A 17101-nucleotide genomic window follows, 5' to 3' on the forward strand; every position below is an offset into this window, starting at 1 on the left:
ATAATTCCGAGTTATGTGTTGTTGGGCGGCCAATTCGCCCCAAAATCAGTCAATTCTATTAATTCGGGAAGAAAAGGCAAGTGCGCAACTTTTGGCCTCCGTATCCACAGTCTGACTTGGACCCGACACCTATTGCGTGGCCGCTCGTGGGCAACTACCTGCCGCGCAGTTAACTCATAAGTAGACCTTGGCTCTTGACAATGCCGATTGAGCAGAAAGACGGCAGGAGACCGCTGCTTCGCGCAGATTATCGCCATCACTGCAATGCTAATGTTGCACCTCCTATTTGCCCAGGACCAATATGGTCAGACGCACTCGCAAAACGTCATGGCAGGAACTTTCATCGCAATTGCTGGCTGCAACGCTACTTGGGATTTGGTGAACAGCTATTTTGCCTGCATACTCGCGCTCGGCGCGTCATTCGGTGCGGGGCTTTGGCTAGAACGCGCCTTCATCAGACGTGCTCAGCGCGAGATGAGGCGCCTTCATGGCCCCGACTGGGGGGGTGGGGGACCGTCAGTGTGACTGGCTCGCGTTTTACGAAAGACCTACAATAGCTGTCGAGCCTCGTCGCCGGAATATACGCGCTTGTTCCGAGGAAACCACACTGATGGCGATCCAAGGCTTTCGGATCGCGCGTATCGAGCGCCTGCGGGAGACGCTTAAAGCCCGCAACTTTGGAAGCGAAAGCAGCCTGAACACTCCTGAGGGCCTCACAAAGCTGGAACCTCCAGATGCGGGGCTGGAGCAGGGTCCGTCTTGGCAAATAGAAGACTCTGCAGCATCGAGCGAAAAATCCGGCGCCGGGTTCGCATCTCAATACGGAATGAACCAGGATTAATCCGCAGCACTGGTTCGCACCCGCAACTGGAGAGCGCAGGGGCTCCTCACAGTGAATATTAGCAGCTTGCCGAAAGGGAGCGCAGTCGACGATGTCCTGCGGAGCTTGAAGGCGACGGCATTCCCACGATCTCGATGATCATCAAAGCCGGTATTGAGACACGGCCCCCTTTTTGCTGCAAACTACAGAGAGCCGAAGATCTGCATCGACCAAAGCGAAACGAGATCCGGCGCATGCAGGGCGAAGGCGCGGACCGCTTTCTGTTACCTAACGACCTCTGCTTCCGTCCGAACGGACTACTGTACATGACCGACTCCGGACGCCGCCGAGGATTTCATCAACGGCCAGGCCTTCGTCGACGGGTATATGGATCTCGACTGGGACGGCCGTGTATACGAGATCGATCCCGCAGCCGTGACGGTGCTCCGCGTGCTCGATCGCAAGATCCGCCTCACCAACGGCGTTGCCTTCGGTCCCGACAACCACCTCTACGCCAACGCGTCCTTCACGGGCGAGGTCTACCGATATGACGTGCGTGGCGAGGCGGCGCCGAAGCGCGTCGTCTTCGGCAACGTGCTGCAGCCGGATTCCAATCCGGATTTCAAAGGGCCGGACGGGATGGCCTTCGGAACGGACGGCCGGCTCTATTGCACGGTCTACAACCAGAAGAACGTTACGGTGCTAGACCAGCGGGGTGAGGTCGTGGATCGTCTGGTCCTGGACGGACCCCAACCGACCAATTGTGCGTTTGCGCTCGAAGGCAGAAAGCTACGCGTCACTGAGGTCGGCAAGGGCCAGGTCGAGGAGATCGACATGCCGTGCGAAGGTCTCCCGCTGCATCTGCCGAAATTCGCCTGACGAGATGCCTCGCGATGTTTCCCGCGAGGACGCCTCGCTCGTTATCAAAGGAAGCCGATCGATAGCCAGGGCACGGCGGCAACGATCAGCGTGCCGATCAAAAGCGCGATCATATAGCCCACGATCGGCTTCATGCCCTCGTCCGGATTGATGCGGCTGATGGCGCAGGCCGCGTAGTAGCCGACGCCGAACGGCGGAGCGAACAGGCCGATGCCCATGGCGAGGACGACCACCATCGCGTAGTGGACATCGTGCACCCCGACCTGCCGCGCAATCGGGAACAGCAGCGGACCGAACAAGACGATGGCCGGGATTCCCTCCAGCACGCTGCCCAGGATCACGAAAGTCACGATCGTCACGGCCAGGAAGACGGGGACCCCGCCGGGAAGGCTGGTCATGAACTTGGCCAGAGAGGCAGAAAATCCCGATTGGGTCAGCGCCCAGGCCATGCCTGTCGCCGCGCCGATGATAAGCAGAATCGCCCCTGACAGCGAGGCTGTCTCGACCAGCATCGGATAGATGCGACGCCAGTCGAACTGGCGATAGATGAAGAGACCGGCACAGGCCGAATAAAGAATGCCGATGGTCGAGACCTCCGTTGCGGTCGCGACGCCTTCGACGACGGCGGTCCGGATCACGAACGGCAGCGCGATGGCCGGTATTGCGATGACGAAGGCGCGGCCAATCTCACGGGCCCTCGCCCTTTTGACGTGGGACAGCTCCTCGCGGCGATATCGCCACCACACCACGGCCGCGAGCATGACCGCGAGCACCACGCCCGGAAGCAAGCCGCCGGTGAACAATGCCGAGATCGACACGCCCGTCACCGAGCCGATCGTGATCAGGACCAGCGAGGGCGGGATCGTCTCGGTCTGGGCGCCGGTCGCCGCGAGAAGCGCAACGAGGTCTCCCGGTTTGGCCCCGCGCTGCCGCATCTCGGGAAACAGCACCGGAGCCACCGCAGCCATGTCCGCTGCCTTGGAGCCGGAAATGCCCGAGACGAGATACATCGCTCCGACCAGCACGTAGTGCAGTCCGCCGCGCACGTGGCCCAGGAGGCTCGCCAGGAAGCTGACCATGGCGCGTGCCATGCCCGTCATCTCGATCAGGAGGCCGAGAAAGACGAAAAGCGGCACGGCGAGCAGGATCAGGTGGCTCATGCCCTCGTCCATCCGTCCGATCATCACCACGTCGGGCGTGCTGGTCGTCAAGGCGAGATAGCCGACCGTCGCAAGACCAAATGCGAACGCGATTGGCACGGCCGCGAAGACCATCGCCCCCACAACGAAAACGAAGAAGATCAGGAGGTTCAAATTGCCGAGCGGCTTTAGGACCGGAGCGAGCAGAACGAACGTTCCGATGATGCCGGCGACAATCGCCAGTGATCCCAGCAAGCTGCGCAGACTCGCGATGCGGATCAGCCGGAGAACCGCTGCGATCAGCATCAATCCAATCCCGATCGGCAACGCCGCCGCGCGCCAGCTGTTGACGATCTCGAGCGCCGGCGTCGTGACGAAGGCCTCATCGGCGGCGAATTCATAGGCCGGCCAGACCACAAGCACGATGAATGCCAGCGATGCCGCGGCCGCCACAACATCCAGGAATGCGCGAACCTCCGCACGGAGAACACCGATGATGGCGGTCATCCGCATATGCTCGCCGCGCTGGAACGCGATCACGGATCCGAGCATGGCGAGCCAGAGGAAGAGAATGCCAGCGAGTTCGTCGGACCAGATGATCGGCGAACGGAACACGTATCGACCCACGATGCCCGAGGACAGCACTGCGATCTCTGCCAGCACCAGTAGCGCTGCCGGGATAGCGACGACATGACCCAGCACAGTGTTCGCCGTTACCACCCAACTGCGCAAGCCTGCTTGAGACGCGCCGGCCGCCATACCGGCATCGACATGCGGCGTATGGCTCATGCTGGTCATGATAGCTGGCCCGCCGCTTTTTCGAGCTGGGACCATGCCTCCTCGCCAAACTTGGCTTTCCAGTCGGCGTAGAAGCTGGTTTTAGACAAGGCCTGACGGAAGGCGGCGCGATCGACGTCGATGAATTTGAGGCCCTTGGCCGAAAGATCGGCGCGTAGTGACTGGCTGAGCTTCGCGATGTCGGCACGCTGATCGACCGCGGAGCGGTCGAGCTCGCGCGTCACGATCTCCTGCACGTCCTTTGGCAGGCGCTCGAAAGCGCGCTTGTTGCCGAGGATCCAGTAGCCATCCCAGACGTGCCCCGTCAGGCTGCACGTGCTCTGCACCTCATAGAGGCGCGCGGTCGCGATGATGGGCAGCGGATTCTCCTGGCCGTCGACGACCTTGGTCTGCAGCGCAGAATAAACCTCGTTGAAGTTGATCGGCGTCGGCCCGGCGCCGAGGGCCTTGAACAGCGAGGTGAGCAGCGGCGCAGGCGGAACGCGGATCTGGAAATTCTTCAGATCATCCGGGGTGCGGATCTCGCGGCTGGACGAGGTCACCTGGCGAAAGCCGTTGTCCCAGGTCTTCGACACCGCCATGATCGGCGTCTTGGCGATCTGCGCCCGGATGTAGGTGCCGAGCTCTCCGTCCATCGCCTTCCACACGCTGTCGTAGTCGGTGAATGCAAAGCCGGTGTTCACGATGCCCGCGCTTGGCACCAGGGTGGCAAGGATCGAGGAGGATTGGTTGAAGAACTCGACGCCGCCGCTGCGAACCTGCGTCAGCAGCTCGGTATCCGAGCCGAGCTGATTGGCCGGGAACAGCCTGATCTCCAGCCGGCCGCTGGTCGCTTCGCGGATGCGGTCGATCGCCTCTTGCGAGCGGATGTTCACCGGATGGGTCGGGTCCTGTCCGGTTGCGAACTTGTAGACGAACTCGGCGGCAGACACTGGACGGGTCAGAATCCCGCAGAGAGGTACGGCGCTCGCCGCCATCAATAGCGAACGGCGGCTGATGCGTCCGGGCTTCGAGACAGTCATGTTTTCCTCCTGATCCTGTATTGGCGTTGTGTCGGCTGCATCAGCCTGCGCTGGGCTTTCAGCTGTCCGGGCTCCTCGACCGCCCGCATTCGGGCAGGAGCCATGGCTCGCCCGCCGCAACATGCAGCGGGCGCAACTCTTCACTCGGATTTGGCCTGACTGGCGCTTAGTGCCGGTGCGCTAAAGCCACTGCTTGATCTGCCTTGCGACCTCGGCGGTGGAAATGCCGTAGCGGTCGTGCAGCGTCGGAAGTGCGCCGGCGTCAAGAAATTCGTCCGGTAATGCAATCTGCCGGAACGGCGGATGAACGCCCGAACGCATCAGGAGTGCGGCGACTGCCTCGCCAAGTCCGCCGATGGTCGTATGGTTTTCGGCAACGACGACCAGCCGGCCTGACTTGCCGGCTTCACGCAGTATCGTCTCCGCGTCGAGCGGCTTGATGGTGGGAACGTGGAGCACCGCAGCATCGACACGGTCGTCTTTCAAAGCTTGCAGGGCCTCGAGCGCGCGCATGGTCATGATGCCGGATGAGATGATCAGGACGTCCTTTCCGTCACGGATCAGCTTGGCCTTGCCGAGCTCGAACTTGTAGTCGTATTCGTCCAGCACGACCGGCACCTGGCCCCGCAGCAGGCGCATGTAGACCGGTCCCTGATGCGCCGCAATGGCGGGCACCAGCTGCTCGATTTCATGCGCATCGCAGGGATCGATGACCGTCATATTGGGCATCGCGCGAAACAGCGCGAGATCCTCTGCGGCCTGATGGCTCGGACCATAGCCCGACGTCAGGCCGGGCAATGCACAGACGATCTTCACGTTGCGGTCTTCCTCCGCGATGGTCTGGTGGATGAAGTCGTAGGCACGGCGCGAAGCGAACACCGCGTAGGTAGTTGCGAAGGGCATGAAGCCTTCGGCGGCAAGACCGGAGGCCGCGCCGAACAAAAGCTGCTCGGCCATACCCATCTGGTAATAGCGGTCCGGAAATTCCTTCGCAAAAATATGTAGGTCGGTGTACTTGCCGAGATCGGCCGTCATGCCGACCACGTCCGAGCGGCTGCGTGCAAGCTCGACGAGAGCCCTTCCAAAGGGCGCTGGCTTCGTCTTTTGTCCTTCAGCCGCGATCGACGCGATCATGGCCGAGGTCGTCAGGCGCGCCTTACCCGGCTGTGGTGCAGATCTCACGGTCTTCATACCTGCCTCCCAGCTTCCAGCGCAGCAAGCGCGAGCTGCCATTCGTGCTGCTCGACGCGGATGAAATGATTCTTCTCGCGCTGCTCCAGGAAAGGAACGCCCTTGCCCATCAGCGTGTCCGCGACGATCATCCGCGGCTTCGGCGCGGGATGAGACTTGGCGGCATCGAACGCGGCAATGACGGCATCGAGATCATTGCCGTCGATCCGCTGCACGAACCAGCCGAAGGCTTGAAGCTTCTCGACCAGCGGCTCGAACGCCATCACCTGCGTCGAAGGACCATCCGCCTGCTGATTGTTGACGTCGACGATGCCGATCAGATTGTCGAGCTTGTAGTGGCCCGCCGACTGGATGGCTTCCCAGACCGAGCCCTCGTCGAGCTCGCCGTCGGAGAACAACGTGTACACCCGCGCGTCGGATTTCTTGCGCTTGAGCCCCAGGCCCATGCCAACGGCGATGCTGAGCCCAAGCCCAAGCGAGCCGCCCGACATTTCCATTCCGGGCGTGTAGGCGGCCATGCCCGACATCGGCAGGCGGCTCTCGTCGCTGCCATAGGTTTCGAGCTCGTGCTCGGGGACGATCCCCGCCTCGATCAAGGCCGCGTAGAGCGCGATGGCATAGTGCCCGTTCGATAACAGGAAACGGTCGCGCTCCTCCCAGGAGGGATCTTCCGGCCGGTAGCGCATCGCGTGAAAATAGGCCACGGCGAGGACGTCGGAGATGTCCAGCGCCTGTGCGATATAGCCCTGGCCCTGGACTTCGCCCATGCGCAGCGCATTGCGGCGAATGTTGTAGGCGCGATCCGCCAGCTTGGGCGTGTTGGTCAGCGTTTCCATCGATCTGGACCTTGTCTTGCGCTCAGTGGATGAGCATGCCGCCGTTGACGTCGATCACGGCACCAGTCACGTAGGCGGAGAGATCCGAGGCCAGGAAAGTGTAAATGCCGGCGACGTCGTCTGCCGTGCCGAGGCGATTGAGCGGAATGCCTTCCAGGATCTTCGCCCTCATCTCGTCGGTCAGCTTGCCCGCGGTGATATCGGTGCCGATCAGGCCCGGCGTCACGCAATTGACGCGGATGCCGTCCGGGCCGAACTCACGGGCCATCGCCTTTGCGAGACCGAGCACGCCAGCCTTGGCCGCCGAATAATGCGGGCCGCCAAAGATTCCGCCGCCGCGCTGGGCCGAAACCGAGGACATGCAGGCGATCGATCCGGACTTGCGCGCACGCATGTGCGGGATCACGGCCTGGGAGAGGAAAAGAACACCTTTCAGATTGACATCCTGAATGCGATCCCAGTCGGCCGCCGTAATTTCCAGGAGCTTCACCGGTTGGGTGATACCAGCATTGTTGATCAGAATATCGATGCTGCCGAAGGATTCGATCACCCGGGCAACAGCCTGCTCGCAGGACGACTTGTCGGCGACGTCGGACCCAAGGCCGATGTGGGATCTTCCAAGCGATGCTGCAGCATCCACAGCAGCGTCGGCATCGATGTCCAAAATGGCGACCCGAGCTCCCTCGGCAGCGAACCGCCGTGCCGTGGCAAGCCCGATGCCGCGCGGCGAGGCCGCGCCCGAAATGATGGCAGTCTTACCGCTGAGCAGCATCAGTTCCTCCCACTAATTGTTTTTCCTTTGCAAGGCCAGGAATGCACCGGGGAGGCGCAACAGACAAACGCACAGTTGTCACGGATGGATGAATCTGGTTCACTTATGGGATGCTATCAAACGTCCCGATATCGGCGATTCGCGCCTTTGAAGCCGCCGCCCGCACCGGATCGTTTCGCGATGCGGCGAATGAGCTTCACCTGACACCGAGTGCGGTCAGTCATGCCATCCGCAAGCTGGAGGACACGCTTCGGACCATTTTGTTCGAGCGCAGTGCGCGATCCGTGCGGCTCACGCCAGCCGGCGAGAATCTGATGCGCCACACGGGAGCGGCATTCGATCAGCTCCGCCGCGGCCTTGAAGAAGTTGCTGCGCGCGGACCGCAATTGGTGCGCGTCCACTCAGCCCCGAGCTTTGCCGCGCAATGGCTGGCACCACGGCTTGCACAGTTTCTCGCTGCTTATCCGAAGCTCGAAGTCCGCCTGGCTGCAAACACGGACTACGCGCGCTTCAGCAATGACGACTTTGATATCGACGTCGTCTACGGTCCGCCGCGTGCTGAGGGTGTCGAGATTATTCCTCTGCCGGAGGAGACGGTCACCCCCCTCTGCTCCCCCGCTCTCGCGAAGTCGATAAGAAGACCGGCCGATCTCATGGAGCAGACGCTCATCCGCTCGGATGTCAAGCAGGTTCAATGGCACCAATGGTTCACGGCGAACGGATTGGAAGCCCCTGCGCTCCACGGCATGAGGTTCGATCGCAGCTTTCTCGCGATCGCGACAGCCGCGGAGGGTTTGGGAGTAGCGCTGGAATCGACGCTTCTAGCGGAACGCGAGTTGGCGAGCGGGCGATTGGTGGCTCCATTGGCAGGGCGCGCAAACGATATCAGCTACGTCGGCCACCGCCTAATCTACCCGCGCGCAGGCCGGCAAAGATCGGCGGTACGAGCTTTTGCAGATTGGGTTGTGGCACAACTCGGTGGTGGAGACGTTCGCTCCTCGCGGTGAGCGCAGCTCTGTCGCAATACCATACCCAAACAAGTCCAGAGCCTGCTCCATCCATCCGGCTCTTAGTGGCAGGAATGTGGTACCAAGGCTGCATCGGATCTAATTGCCTGAAAAGAAGCGAGGGCCAGAGAGGCCCTCGTAGTCAGGGAGGAAGCGGCAATCCAAAGACTCGATGGCATTTCTCCTACGACATTGTCGGCATGACGAATTCGGCACCGGCTCGTATTCCGGTTGGCCAGCGGCTGGTGACCGTCTTCATTCGCGTATTGAAGCGAATGCCCTCCGGACCGTGCATGTGGTGGTCGCCGAAAATCGAGGCCTTCCACCCACCGAACGAGTGAAAGGCCATCGGCACCGGAATTGGAACGTTGATGCCGACCATTCCGACTTTGATCTGATGGGCGAATTCCCGCGCAGCATCGCCATCACGTGTGAAGATGGAGGTGCCATTGCCGAATTCGTGTTCATTGATCAGTCGCGCGGCTGTCGCGTAGTCCGGCGCTCGAACCACCGACAGCACAGGTCCGAAGATCTCTTCCTTGTAGATCTTCATGTTCGGTTTGACATGGTCGAACAGGGTTCCGCCCACGAAGAAACCATTCTCGTAGCCCTGCATCCTGAACTTGCGTCCGTCGACCAGCAACTTTGCGCCCTCGGCGACGCCGGCATCGATATAGCTCCGGACCTTCTCTAGGTGCTGTTGCGTCACGAGAGGCCCCATCTCTGCCTCGCGGTCGGTACCCGGTCCGACCTTCAGGCCTCGAACTTTGGGTTCGAGCGCGGAGATCAGCTTGTCCGCGGTCCCCTCGCCGACCGGCACGGCAACCGAGATTGCCATGCAGCGTTCGCCGGCGGAGCCGTAGGCGGCCCCCATCAATGCGTCGACCGCCTGATCCATGTCAGCGTCGGGCATCACGATCATGTGGTTCTTGGCGCCACCGAGCGCCTGGCAGCGCTTCCCGGTATTCGCGGCCGTCGAATAGATGTACTGCGCGATGGGTGTGGAGCCCACGAAGCTGATCGCCGAAATATCTGGGTGATGCAGCAGCGCATCGACAGCTTCCTTGTCGCCTTGGACCACGTTAAACACACCGTCCGGCAGACCGGCTTCCTTCAGCCACTCCGCCATGATGAGTGACGCCGACGGGTCGCGCTCAGATGGCTTCAGAATGAACGCATTTCCGCAGGCGAGAGCGACCGGAAACATCCACATCGGAACCATGACTGGAAAATTGAAGGGCGTGATTCCGGCGACCACGCCGAGCGGCTGGCGCGTAGAATAGCTGTCGACACGGGTACCGACATTCTCGGTGAGTTCGCCCTTGAGGAGCTGCGGAGCGGCCGTGGCAAACTCGACCACCTCCATTCCGCGCTGAACTCGCCCAGAGCGTCGGAGTGAACCTTGCCGTGCTCGGAGACGATCACGTCGGCAAGCTGACCTGCGCGATCCTCGAGGATGCGCAGAAAGCGATTGAGGACGCGTGCACGCCTGAGAGGCGTCGTGTCGGCCCAACCCTGTGCCGCCCTGTTCGCGGCAGATACCGCATCCGCCACCACGGCCGCGTTGGCGGCCACAACACGGCCCGTCTGCTCGCCCGTTGCCGGGTTGAAGACCGGCGAGCTTCGTTCGGTGCTACCCGGGACCTGCTTGCCATCGATGAAATGATTGATCTGCGTGACCACGAACGTCTCCTTCTAGATTCTGATCCGACGCGCACCTCGAGTCAGGCCGCTTTCATTCCCGCCATGTATTTTCCGATCACGCGCTTATCCGCACCGTCGGCTGACACTTCATAGACGATGCGACCCGCGCTCATGACGAGGACCCTGTCGACCAAGCCAAGCAACTCGTCGAGATCCTCCGAGATGAGCAGCACGGCGGTTCCGCGATTCCGTGCCTCGACGATCCGGCGGTACGTTTCTTCGCACGCAACGAAATCAAGACCGAACGTCGGATTCGACGCGACCAGCAATCGAACGTCCTGCGTGAGCTCTCGCGCCAGCACAGCGCGTTGAACATTGCCACCGGATAGCGCGCTCATGCTTGCGTTCAGGCCAGGGGCCTTGACACGAAATTGTGCGACCAGCCTCTCGGCCTGCTCTGCGAGCGCGCCGTAGTTCATTGCGATACCACGGCAGAGCGGCACCCGATCGAAATTACGCAGGGCAAGGTTCTCGGCCAGCGACATGCGATCGATGCAGGCGTTCTTCAGCGGCTCCTGCGGCAAGCCATAGACACCAAGGCGGGCGATCTCCCTTCGCGTACCGTTGAACGGCGATCCGGAGACGGTCATCGTACCGCTGCGGTCACGCTGCCCCATCATGGCCTCGACAAACTCCAATTGGCCATTTCCGGATACCCCGGCAATCCCGACAACCTCCGCTGCTCGCACCTCGAGCGAGAGATCTTTCACGGCCGGAAGACCATTGTCGCCGTTCACGCAGAGGTCCCTAACGGAGAGGATAATATCGGACTTCGGCGGTGATTTCGGCGCGTGCTGCACCATCTTGCTGACGGGCTCTCCGATCATAGCTTCTGCCAGAGCGTCATCAGTCAAATCGGCGACGGGGCCCGTTCTCACCGACGCGCCTCGACGCAACACCGTCACGTCGTCGGCGAATCGGCGCACTTCATGGAACTTGTGGCTAATCAGGATAGCGCTGAGTTCGCCCGCCCGTGTCAGGCTGCGAACATGGCCGAGCACTTCATCGGCTTCTGCCGGCGTCAGCACCGACGTCGGTTCGTCTAGGATGAGTAGCTTGCGCCCGAGATAGAGCTGCTTGACGATCTCGGCCTTCTGCTTCTCGCCCGCAGAGAGCTGCGAGACGCGTACGTCGAGTGGCACGTGAAACGGAAGCTTCCTGGTGACTTGGGCCAGCCGCCTCAGCTCGCTTTGCCAGTTGATATAGGCCGGCAGTCTCGCACCGCTGACGACGAGATTCTGCGCCACCGTCATCGACGGCACGAGAGTGAAATGCTGATACACCATGCCGATGCCGAGCGCATCGGCATCCCTAGGCGAGTTCAGCCGGTGCTCACGCCCATCCACCTGGATGTGACCCTCGTCCGGATGGTAAAAGCCCACCAGGCATTTGACCAACGTGCTCTTCCCCGCGCCGTTCTCCCCGAGCAGCGCGTGGACGGTGCCCGAGCGGATCAGCAGCGATACGTTGTTCAGAGCGAGGTTTGCCCCGAAACGCTTCGTCATGTTCTTGAGCTCGACTTGCGGAACGCTCATCGGACTATCCTCCGAGGATGAATTCTCGTCACGGCGCTTCTCACCGGTGCAGCTTGAGCTCGCCCGGCGCATCGGCGAACGGAGCAGCCCGCGATGTGGACGCAACCATGATTGCAAGGGTCAGAATGTAGGGAGCCGCATTGAACAGGTAGTAGTAGCCGGTCACACCGATGCCCTGGAGCGCAGGACCGAGAGCCCCCGCCCCGCCGAACAGCAGCGATGCGCCCAGGGCGTTGATCGAACGCCAGCGGGCAAAGATGACGAGCGCGACAGCCATGATGCCTTGACCACTCGACAGGCCTTCACTCCAGCTCCCCGGATACGAAAGCGACAGGAAGCTGCCGCCGATGCCGGCGAGAAAGCCGCCCGCCATGGTTGCTATGATGCGCACCCGCAATACAGGAAACCCAAGCGCGCGTGCCGCATCCTCGCTATCTCCCACGGTGCGCAGCATCAGCCCGCAGCCGGTCCTGTTCAGGAAGACGTAGACCGCAAAAGCTAATGCAATTCCGACGAAGAACAGTGCGTTGACATCCAGCGCAGCTCGCACCTGCGGTACGCTTGACCAGAATCCGAGCGCGATCGAGGGAAGCGGCGGCGCTTTGGGCTCGATCAAGGGTTTGCCCAGGAAGAACGCGAGCCCCGTACCCAGCACGATCAGGCTGATGCCGATCGCGGTGTCGTTGACGCGCTTCACACTGCACAGCAGGCCATGCAGGAACCCAAAGGCCATTCCGGCGAGTCCCGCGGAAAGCACGCCGAGCCAGGGCGAGCCGGAGAGGTAGGAGATCGCGTATCCCGCCATGGCACCGAGCATTAGCGTACCTTCGAGGCCTAGATTGATACGCCCCGATTTCTCGGTAATCAGCTCGCCGATGCTCACGAAAATGAAGGGCGTCGACACACGGATCGCCCCACCCAGGATCGCAAGCGGCAGCGCAAGCCAGCCGATTGATGTAGCGTCCATGTCTTACCTCCGCGTCGTTTCTCGGAGTTGTTGCGCGATTGCATCCGCGACGAGGACGCAGACGAAGATCAGCCCCTGAAACACCAGCATTGTCGCATCCGGAAGTCCGAGGCGCCGTTGCAGCAAGCTGGCGCTCGCCTGCATGCCGCCGATCAACAGCGCGACGGCGACAATCGCAAGCGGCTGGTGCCGCGCCAGAAAGGCGACGAGGATTCCGCTGTAGCCATAGCCGACGATGAGCGAGGAGTTGGCCGTCCCTTGCACTGCCGCCACCTCGATCGCGCCGGCAATGCCCGCCATGCCGCCTGCCACGACCGAGGCGCCGAGGATCCAGCGATTCACGGCAAGCCCGATCATCCTCGCGACCCGGGCACTTCCGCCAACCACTCGCAGCGCAAACCCCCAGCGGGTGTAGCGGAGCACGACATGTGCGGCGATCGCCAGCAATAGACTGACGGCAAGGCCGGCGTGAACGCCCACACCTGGCAGCGTCGGCAGCATGTAGGAGGGATCGATAGGGTGGGTCGACGGCTTGTCGAGACTTGCCGGATCGCGCAACATGCCTTCGGTCAGGTGGTGGAAGACGGCGATTCCGATATAGGACAGCAGCAGGCTCGAGATCGTTTCGTTGACGCCGCGATATTGGCGGAGCACACCTGCCAGACCGAACCAGAGCCCTCCGATCAAGGCGCCGGCCAGCAACATCAGGAGTTGCATGGGAAGCGCGTGCACTCCCGCGAACGGCAACGTCACAACGGCACCCGCGAGCCCGCCGAGCACCAAGGCCCCCTCGCCGCCGATAATCACCAGCCCCGCTTGCGCGGGGATCGCAACGGCGAGGCCCACGAGGACCAAAGGAGCTGCGCGTGACAAGGTATCCTGCCAGGCGAAGCTGCTACCGAAGCCGCCCTGGACGATCAGACCGAACACCGTGGCGGGGTTCTGTCCGGACAAGGCCACGAACGCCGCAAAGATGGCGGAGGCGAGCAGCACCGCCAGGACAGGCAAGGCCACACTCAGTTGAGCTGCGGTTCCCAGCGGCTTCGAAGGCACGGGTTCGATTCCGGAGATCGAAGACAAGAGCGCCTCCTAGACTTGGCCGATGATGCCTTCGATGAGATAATTAATGCCGTCGAGCGCACGGTCGCTGCTGCTCTGCATGACGCCGGCAGGGATGACGACGTTGCCCTTGTTGTCCTTGAGCGGGCCGCTGTAGATCACGCGCGTGCCGCCGATGAGGTCTGCCCGCGCCGTCTCGGCCGCCGCGCGCGCCTCAGGCGTAACGAGTTTTCCAAAAGGACTATTCTTGACGAAATGATCGCCAAGCCCGGCACGGAGATAGTGCTCTGGCTTCTTGCCGCCACGCGCGCTTCCGGCATAGACAAGATAGGGCGTGATCCAGTTCCACTCGGCTCCGGTGAGATAGCCGTTGGGAGCCACATCGGCCTGACTCGAGTGGTAGCCGCATGACATGACACCGCGCTTCTCCGCCGTCTCGATCACGACCTTCGGGCTATCGACCTGGGCGGCGATGACGTCGGCCCCTTGGTCGACCAACGTGTTCGTCGCTTCCGCCTCGCGCACAGGAAGCACCCAGTCGCCCGTGAAGATGACCTGCACCTGAATGGTCGGATCGACCGAGCGAGCGCCAAGCGCGAACGCGTTGATGCTGCGCAGAAGATTTGGCGTCGGCTTCGCAGCGACGAGGCCGAGCTTCTTGCTCTTCGTCATGTGGCCAGCGACGATTCCCGAAATGTACTGGGCCTCGAAGATATAGGCGTAGAACGTGCCGATGTTCTCGGGCATGCCCGCCGTCCACACGCCGCCGGTGTGAGCGAAGGTGACATCCGGATACTTGGCCGCCATCTCCAAGACGTGCGGCTTGAAGTAACCAAAGGACGTCGCCAGGATGAGTTGAGCGCCATCTTGACGGATCATGCCTTCCATGCTGCGCTGGGCCGCGATCGTTTCCGGAACGCGCTCCTCCTCCACCACCTTGATGCCGGTTTGTTTCTTGAGCGCCGCGGCGGCCTGCGCGTGGGACTGGTTGAAGCCGTAATCCTGCTTGGAGCCGGAGTAGAGAACTCCGACGGTGAGCGGCGTCTCCGCAAGGGCAACGGTACTCTTGAGAACGAATGGTGCGGAGCCGGCAGCGGCCAGCATCTGGAGCACCGAGCGACGGTCGACAGGCTTCAAAGTCATGTTCCTCTCCGTTGAAGATTGCAATCAGCAGGTCACGACGAAATTCGTTCGGCAGCAGACGGCAGGCCGGGCGCACCACATGCGATGAGGTCGGCTTCCAGCTCCCGCCTTTCAGCAGCGGACAGCGGCGTGACTGGCGAGCGCACGGCGCCGCCGGAAAGGCCGATCAGATCGCACCAATGCTTGACCGCTGCGTTCGGCATGTGGCCGCGCTTCAGCGGGTCCATGATCCACTTGTTGAAGATGATCCGCTGCGGCGCGAGTGAAGCACAGATGCGTGCTGCTTCGTCCGTCCGGCCGGCCGCTAACAGAGCCACGTATTCCGCGATCGGGCGAAACTCGCCGCGTTGATAGAGGTAAGGCTCGGGGTCGGCATAGAGGATCGACTGGCCCTCGGCCTGCATGTTGGCGAAGAAGTTCTCTTCCAACGGGTCCGACACCAGCACGCCGTTTCGCGCGGCCTGGCGAAGCGCCGCGTTCTCGGCTGCATTGCCTGTCGTTTTCAGGAGCTTGAGATTTGGGAGCGAACATAGCTGCGTGAAAACGCCCGGATCCAATGGGCTGCCCGCGGCGGTTCGCGCGTTGAAGATGACGATCGGCATCTCCAAGCGGACACAGACGTGGTGTAGATACGCGAACTGCTGCGCGGGGGATCGCGGCCCCGAGGTTGGGACCATCAGCACGGCGTGGCTGACGCCAAGCCGACGCGCGTGCTCGCCGAGCTCGATGGTTTCTTCCACCGAGGGACCCGAGATCACCACGGAAATCCCAAGGCGCCCGCCCGCCTCGTCTGCAATGACCTCGATGATACGCTTTCTCTCCTGCAGCGTGAGCGACCAGACTTCGCCGATCAACCCATTGCAGAACACGCCCGCCAATCCGGTTGCGATGTAGTGGCGGGCGTTCCGGCGGACTCCGGCCTCGTCGATGGCACCGGAGGCGTCAAACGGCGTGTGTATCGCCGCCCAGATTTCCGGGATCTTCCGCCCGATCGACATGCTTGCTCCCTTTCATCCGACCGGTCTATTCTATTTATCATGATAAACCGGATTTGCACGAATATGCCTATTATGGGAGAAGTGTCAATTGGGGAGTCGGTTCTTTGCCTGGCCCCGCGCCAGCTCGCCCCGGAGCCGACCCTGGAACCTATTGGCAGCTTTGGAGAATTCGGAATGGCGGTCGAACTGGAAAAATTGCCGCGGCCGGGGGGGCGGCTGAAAATTCAAAAACGGGCCGATCTCGTCACCGGAGAGATCAAGCAGCTGATCACCCAGAAGAACCTTTGTCCGGGCGACAAGCTTCCCATGGAGAAGGAGCTTCAGCGGCTGTTTTCGGTCAGCAAGAGCACGATCCGCGAGGCTCTTAAGTCCCTCGAGGTGCAGGGACTGATCACCATCAGCACCGGCCCGACTGGCGGGGCGACGATCATGGAGGTCCCGCTCGAGCGCACCTTTCAGCTGTTGCAGAACTACCTGTTTTTCAAAGAAGTCAGCATGGAGGACATCTATGCGGCGCGGCGCCTGCTGGAGCCGGAACTAGCTGCCGGCTCGGTGCCATTTCTGTCGGACGAGCAGCTCGATGCGCTCGAGCAGAACATTGAAACGTGCCAGCCGGCCTCGCAGGAGCCCTCTCTTCTGGTTCGCCAACGGCAGGCGGATCTCGACTTTCACGACATCCTGGCTGCCGCAAACCCCAATCCTTTCCTGCGCTTCGCATGCGAGCTGATCAACGAGATGCTCCGTCGGCTGGTTGTCTTCAGCACCCAGACGCCTCCGGAGGAGCACACGAGATTCGGATGCGCCAACGTCAAGATTCATACCGAGATTGCCAAGGCCGCCCGCGCGCGCGACAGCGAGCGCGTGCGCGCGCTCATGAAGGCGCATATGGAGGAAGCTTCAGAATACGTAAAGCGGCTGGACGGGCGTCTCGATGGTCGACTGATCCTCGACTCGGAAATGGCGCCACGCCCTCGACCGCTGTCCTGATCAGCGTTCTACTTGCAGAAGGCGGTCAATTCAGCTCCCTCTAAGCGAACCAGTTTCGCACAAAAAACAACCTGATTGAAATGCAACGAACGCGGGTGAAATAGTCGGACAAATAGTCGGGATGATGATGGCCAATGACGTTTAAGGCTGCCATCCTCTGCTCTTCACGTCGCCGAAAGCGGCCTTTCGACTGGCCCCATCCTTCGATGGCCTTGCCCTTCCGCAAAGCTTCGGCAGCATCGCA

General features: G+C 61.7%; 14 protein-coding genes and 1 pseudogene. 4 read left to right on the forward strand and 11 right to left on the reverse strand.

Features of this window, described 5'->3' with window-relative positions; all coding sequences use genetic code 11:
• Positions 1–610 precede the first annotated feature (610 nt).
• Both XH88_RS27435 and XH88_RS27440 read left to right on the forward strand, forming a co-directional pair.
• Positions 611–841, forward strand: a complete 231-nt coding sequence (locus XH88_RS27435) for a hypothetical protein (protein WP_271671361.1) — start codon at positions 611–613, stop codon at positions 839–841.
• A gap of 366 nt (positions 842–1207) precedes the next feature.
• Positions 1208–1699: an SMP-30/gluconolactonase/LRE family protein gene (locus XH88_RS27440; protein WP_271671362.1), complete on the forward strand. Its 492-nt coding sequence runs from the start codon at positions 1208–1210 to the stop codon at positions 1697–1699.
• A 44-nt stretch (positions 1700–1743) separates the two neighbouring features.
• Here XH88_RS27440 and XH88_RS27445 read toward each other — a convergent pair whose 3' ends face one another.
• From XH88_RS27445 to XH88_RS27465, 5 genes are all read right to left on the reverse strand, one after another.
• On the reverse strand, positions 1744–3597 hold the full coding sequence (locus XH88_RS27445) for a TRAP transporter large permease (protein ID WP_271671397.1): 1854 nt from the start codon (positions 3595–3597) through the stop codon (positions 1744–1746).
• 35 nt (positions 3598–3632) lie between these two features.
• Entirely contained in the window at positions 3633–4658 is a 1026-nt protein-coding gene (locus XH88_RS27450; protein ID WP_271671363.1) for a TRAP transporter substrate-binding protein, read from the reverse strand.
• Positions 4659–4838: 180 nt separating this feature from the next.
• Positions 4839–5849 (reverse strand): transketolase family protein, encoded by a 1011-nt coding sequence (locus XH88_RS27455; RefSeq protein WP_271671364.1) that lies wholly within the window; start codon positions 5847–5849, stop codon positions 4839–4841.
• Positions 5846–6685, reverse strand: a complete 840-nt coding sequence (locus XH88_RS27460) for a transketolase (RefSeq protein ID WP_271671365.1) — start codon at positions 6683–6685, stop codon at positions 5846–5848. The genes XH88_RS27455 and XH88_RS27460 overlap by 4 nt, the downstream gene beginning before the upstream one ends.
• A 22-nt stretch (positions 6686–6707) precedes the next feature.
• Entirely contained in the window at positions 6708–7457 is a 750-nt protein-coding gene (locus tag XH88_RS27465) for an SDR family NAD(P)-dependent oxidoreductase (RefSeq protein WP_128948180.1), read from the reverse strand.
• Between the two features lie 110 nt (positions 7458–7567).
• On the opposite strand from XH88_RS27465, the gene XH88_RS27470 reads away from it, so the two are divergent.
• The gene (locus XH88_RS27470) at positions 7568–8464 is read left to right on the forward strand and encodes a LysR substrate-binding domain-containing protein (RefSeq protein WP_271671366.1); all 897 of its coding nucleotides are present in this window, start codon (positions 7568–7570) and stop codon (positions 8462–8464) included.
• Positions 8465–8648: 184 nt separating this feature from the next.
• On the opposite strand, the pseudogene XH88_RS27475 reads toward XH88_RS27470, so the two are convergent.
• From XH88_RS27475 to XH88_RS27500, 6 genes and pseudogenes are all read right to left on the reverse strand, one after another.
• A pseudogene (locus XH88_RS27475) lies at positions 8649–10147 on the reverse strand (CoA-acylating methylmalonate-semialdehyde dehydrogenase).
• A gap of 41 nt (positions 10148–10188) precedes the next feature.
• A complete protein-coding gene (locus XH88_RS27480) occupies positions 10189–11703 on the reverse strand; it encodes an ABC transporter ATP-binding protein (RefSeq protein ID WP_271671367.1) in 1515 nt (504 codons plus the stop codon).
• A 40-nt stretch (positions 11704–11743) separates the two neighbouring features.
• Positions 11744–12670, reverse strand: a complete 927-nt coding sequence (locus tag XH88_RS27485; RefSeq protein ID WP_271671368.1) for an ABC transporter permease — start codon at positions 12668–12670, stop codon at positions 11744–11746.
• Positions 12671–12673: 3 nt separating this feature from the next.
• A complete protein-coding gene (locus XH88_RS27490) occupies positions 12674–13750 on the reverse strand; it encodes an ABC transporter permease (protein ID WP_271671369.1) in 1077 nt (358 codons plus the stop codon).
• A 9-nt stretch (positions 13751–13759) separates the two neighbouring features.
• The gene (locus XH88_RS27495) at positions 13760–14872 is read right to left on the reverse strand and encodes a BMP family ABC transporter substrate-binding protein (protein ID WP_271671370.1); all 1113 of its coding nucleotides are present in this window, start codon (positions 14870–14872) and stop codon (positions 13760–13762) included.
• A 32-nt stretch (positions 14873–14904) separates the two neighbouring features.
• Entirely contained in the window at positions 14905–15870 is a 966-nt protein-coding gene (locus XH88_RS27500) for a dihydrodipicolinate synthase family protein (RefSeq protein ID WP_271671371.1), read from the reverse strand.
• A gap of 39 nt (positions 15871–15909) precedes the next feature.
• Between XH88_RS27500 and XH88_RS27505 the strand changes: the two genes are divergently transcribed.
• Positions 15910–16857, forward strand: coding sequence for a FadR/GntR family transcriptional regulator (locus XH88_RS27505; protein WP_271671372.1), 948 nt, complete (start codon positions 15910–15912; stop codon positions 16855–16857).
• The last annotated feature ends 244 nt before the right edge of the window (positions 16858–17101 follow it).

Source organism: Bradyrhizobium sp. CCBAU 51627 (assembly GCF_028128765.1).
Taxonomy (GTDB): Bacteria; Pseudomonadota; Alphaproteobacteria; order Rhizobiales; family Xanthobacteraceae; genus Bradyrhizobium.

Bases quoted from the DNA above. Each gene is read 5' to 3' on its own strand.
- XH88_RS27435 (WP_271671361.1), top strand. From the start codon at position 611: ATGGCGATCCAAGGCTTTCGGATCGCGCGTATCGAGCGCCTGCGGGAG.
- XH88_RS27440 (WP_271671362.1), top strand. From the start codon at position 1,208: ATGGATCTCGACTGGGACGGCCGTGTATACGAGATCGATCCCGCAGCC.
- XH88_RS27445 (WP_271671397.1), bottom strand. From the start codon at position 3,597: ATGGCGGCCGGCGCGTCTCAAGCAGGCTTGCGCAGTTGGGTGGTAACG.
- XH88_RS27450 (WP_271671363.1), bottom strand. From the start codon at position 4,658: ATGACTGTCTCGAAGCCCGGACGCATCAGCCGCCGTTCGCTATTGATG.
- XH88_RS27455 (WP_271671364.1), bottom strand. From the start codon at position 5,849: ATGAAGACCGTGAGATCTGCACCACAGCCGGGTAAGGCGCGCCTGACG.
- XH88_RS27460 (WP_271671365.1), bottom strand. From the start codon at position 6,685: ATGGAAACGCTGACCAACACGCCCAAGCTGGCGGATCGCGCCTACAAC.
- XH88_RS27465 (WP_128948180.1), bottom strand. From the start codon at position 7,457: ATGCTGCTCAGCGGTAAGACTGCCATCATTTCGGGCGCGGCCTCGCCG.
- XH88_RS27470 (WP_271671366.1), top strand. From the start codon at position 7,568: ATGCTATCAAACGTCCCGATATCGGCGATTCGCGCCTTTGAAGCCGCC.
- XH88_RS27480 (WP_271671367.1), bottom strand. From the start codon at position 11,703: ATGAGCGTTCCGCAAGTCGAGCTCAAGAACATGACGAAGCGTTTCGGG.
- XH88_RS27485 (WP_271671368.1), bottom strand. From the start codon at position 12,670: ATGGACGCTACATCAATCGGCTGGCTTGCGCTGCCGCTTGCGATCCTG.
- XH88_RS27495 (WP_271671370.1), bottom strand. From the start codon at position 14,872: ATGACTTTGAAGCCTGTCGACCGTCGCTCGGTGCTCCAGATGCTGGCC.
- XH88_RS27500 (WP_271671371.1), bottom strand. From the start codon at position 15,870: ATGTCGATCGGGCGGAAGATCCCGGAAATCTGGGCGGCGATACACACG.
- XH88_RS27505 (WP_271671372.1), top strand. From the start codon at position 15,910: ATGATAAACCGGATTTGCACGAATATGCCTATTATGGGAGAAGTGTCA.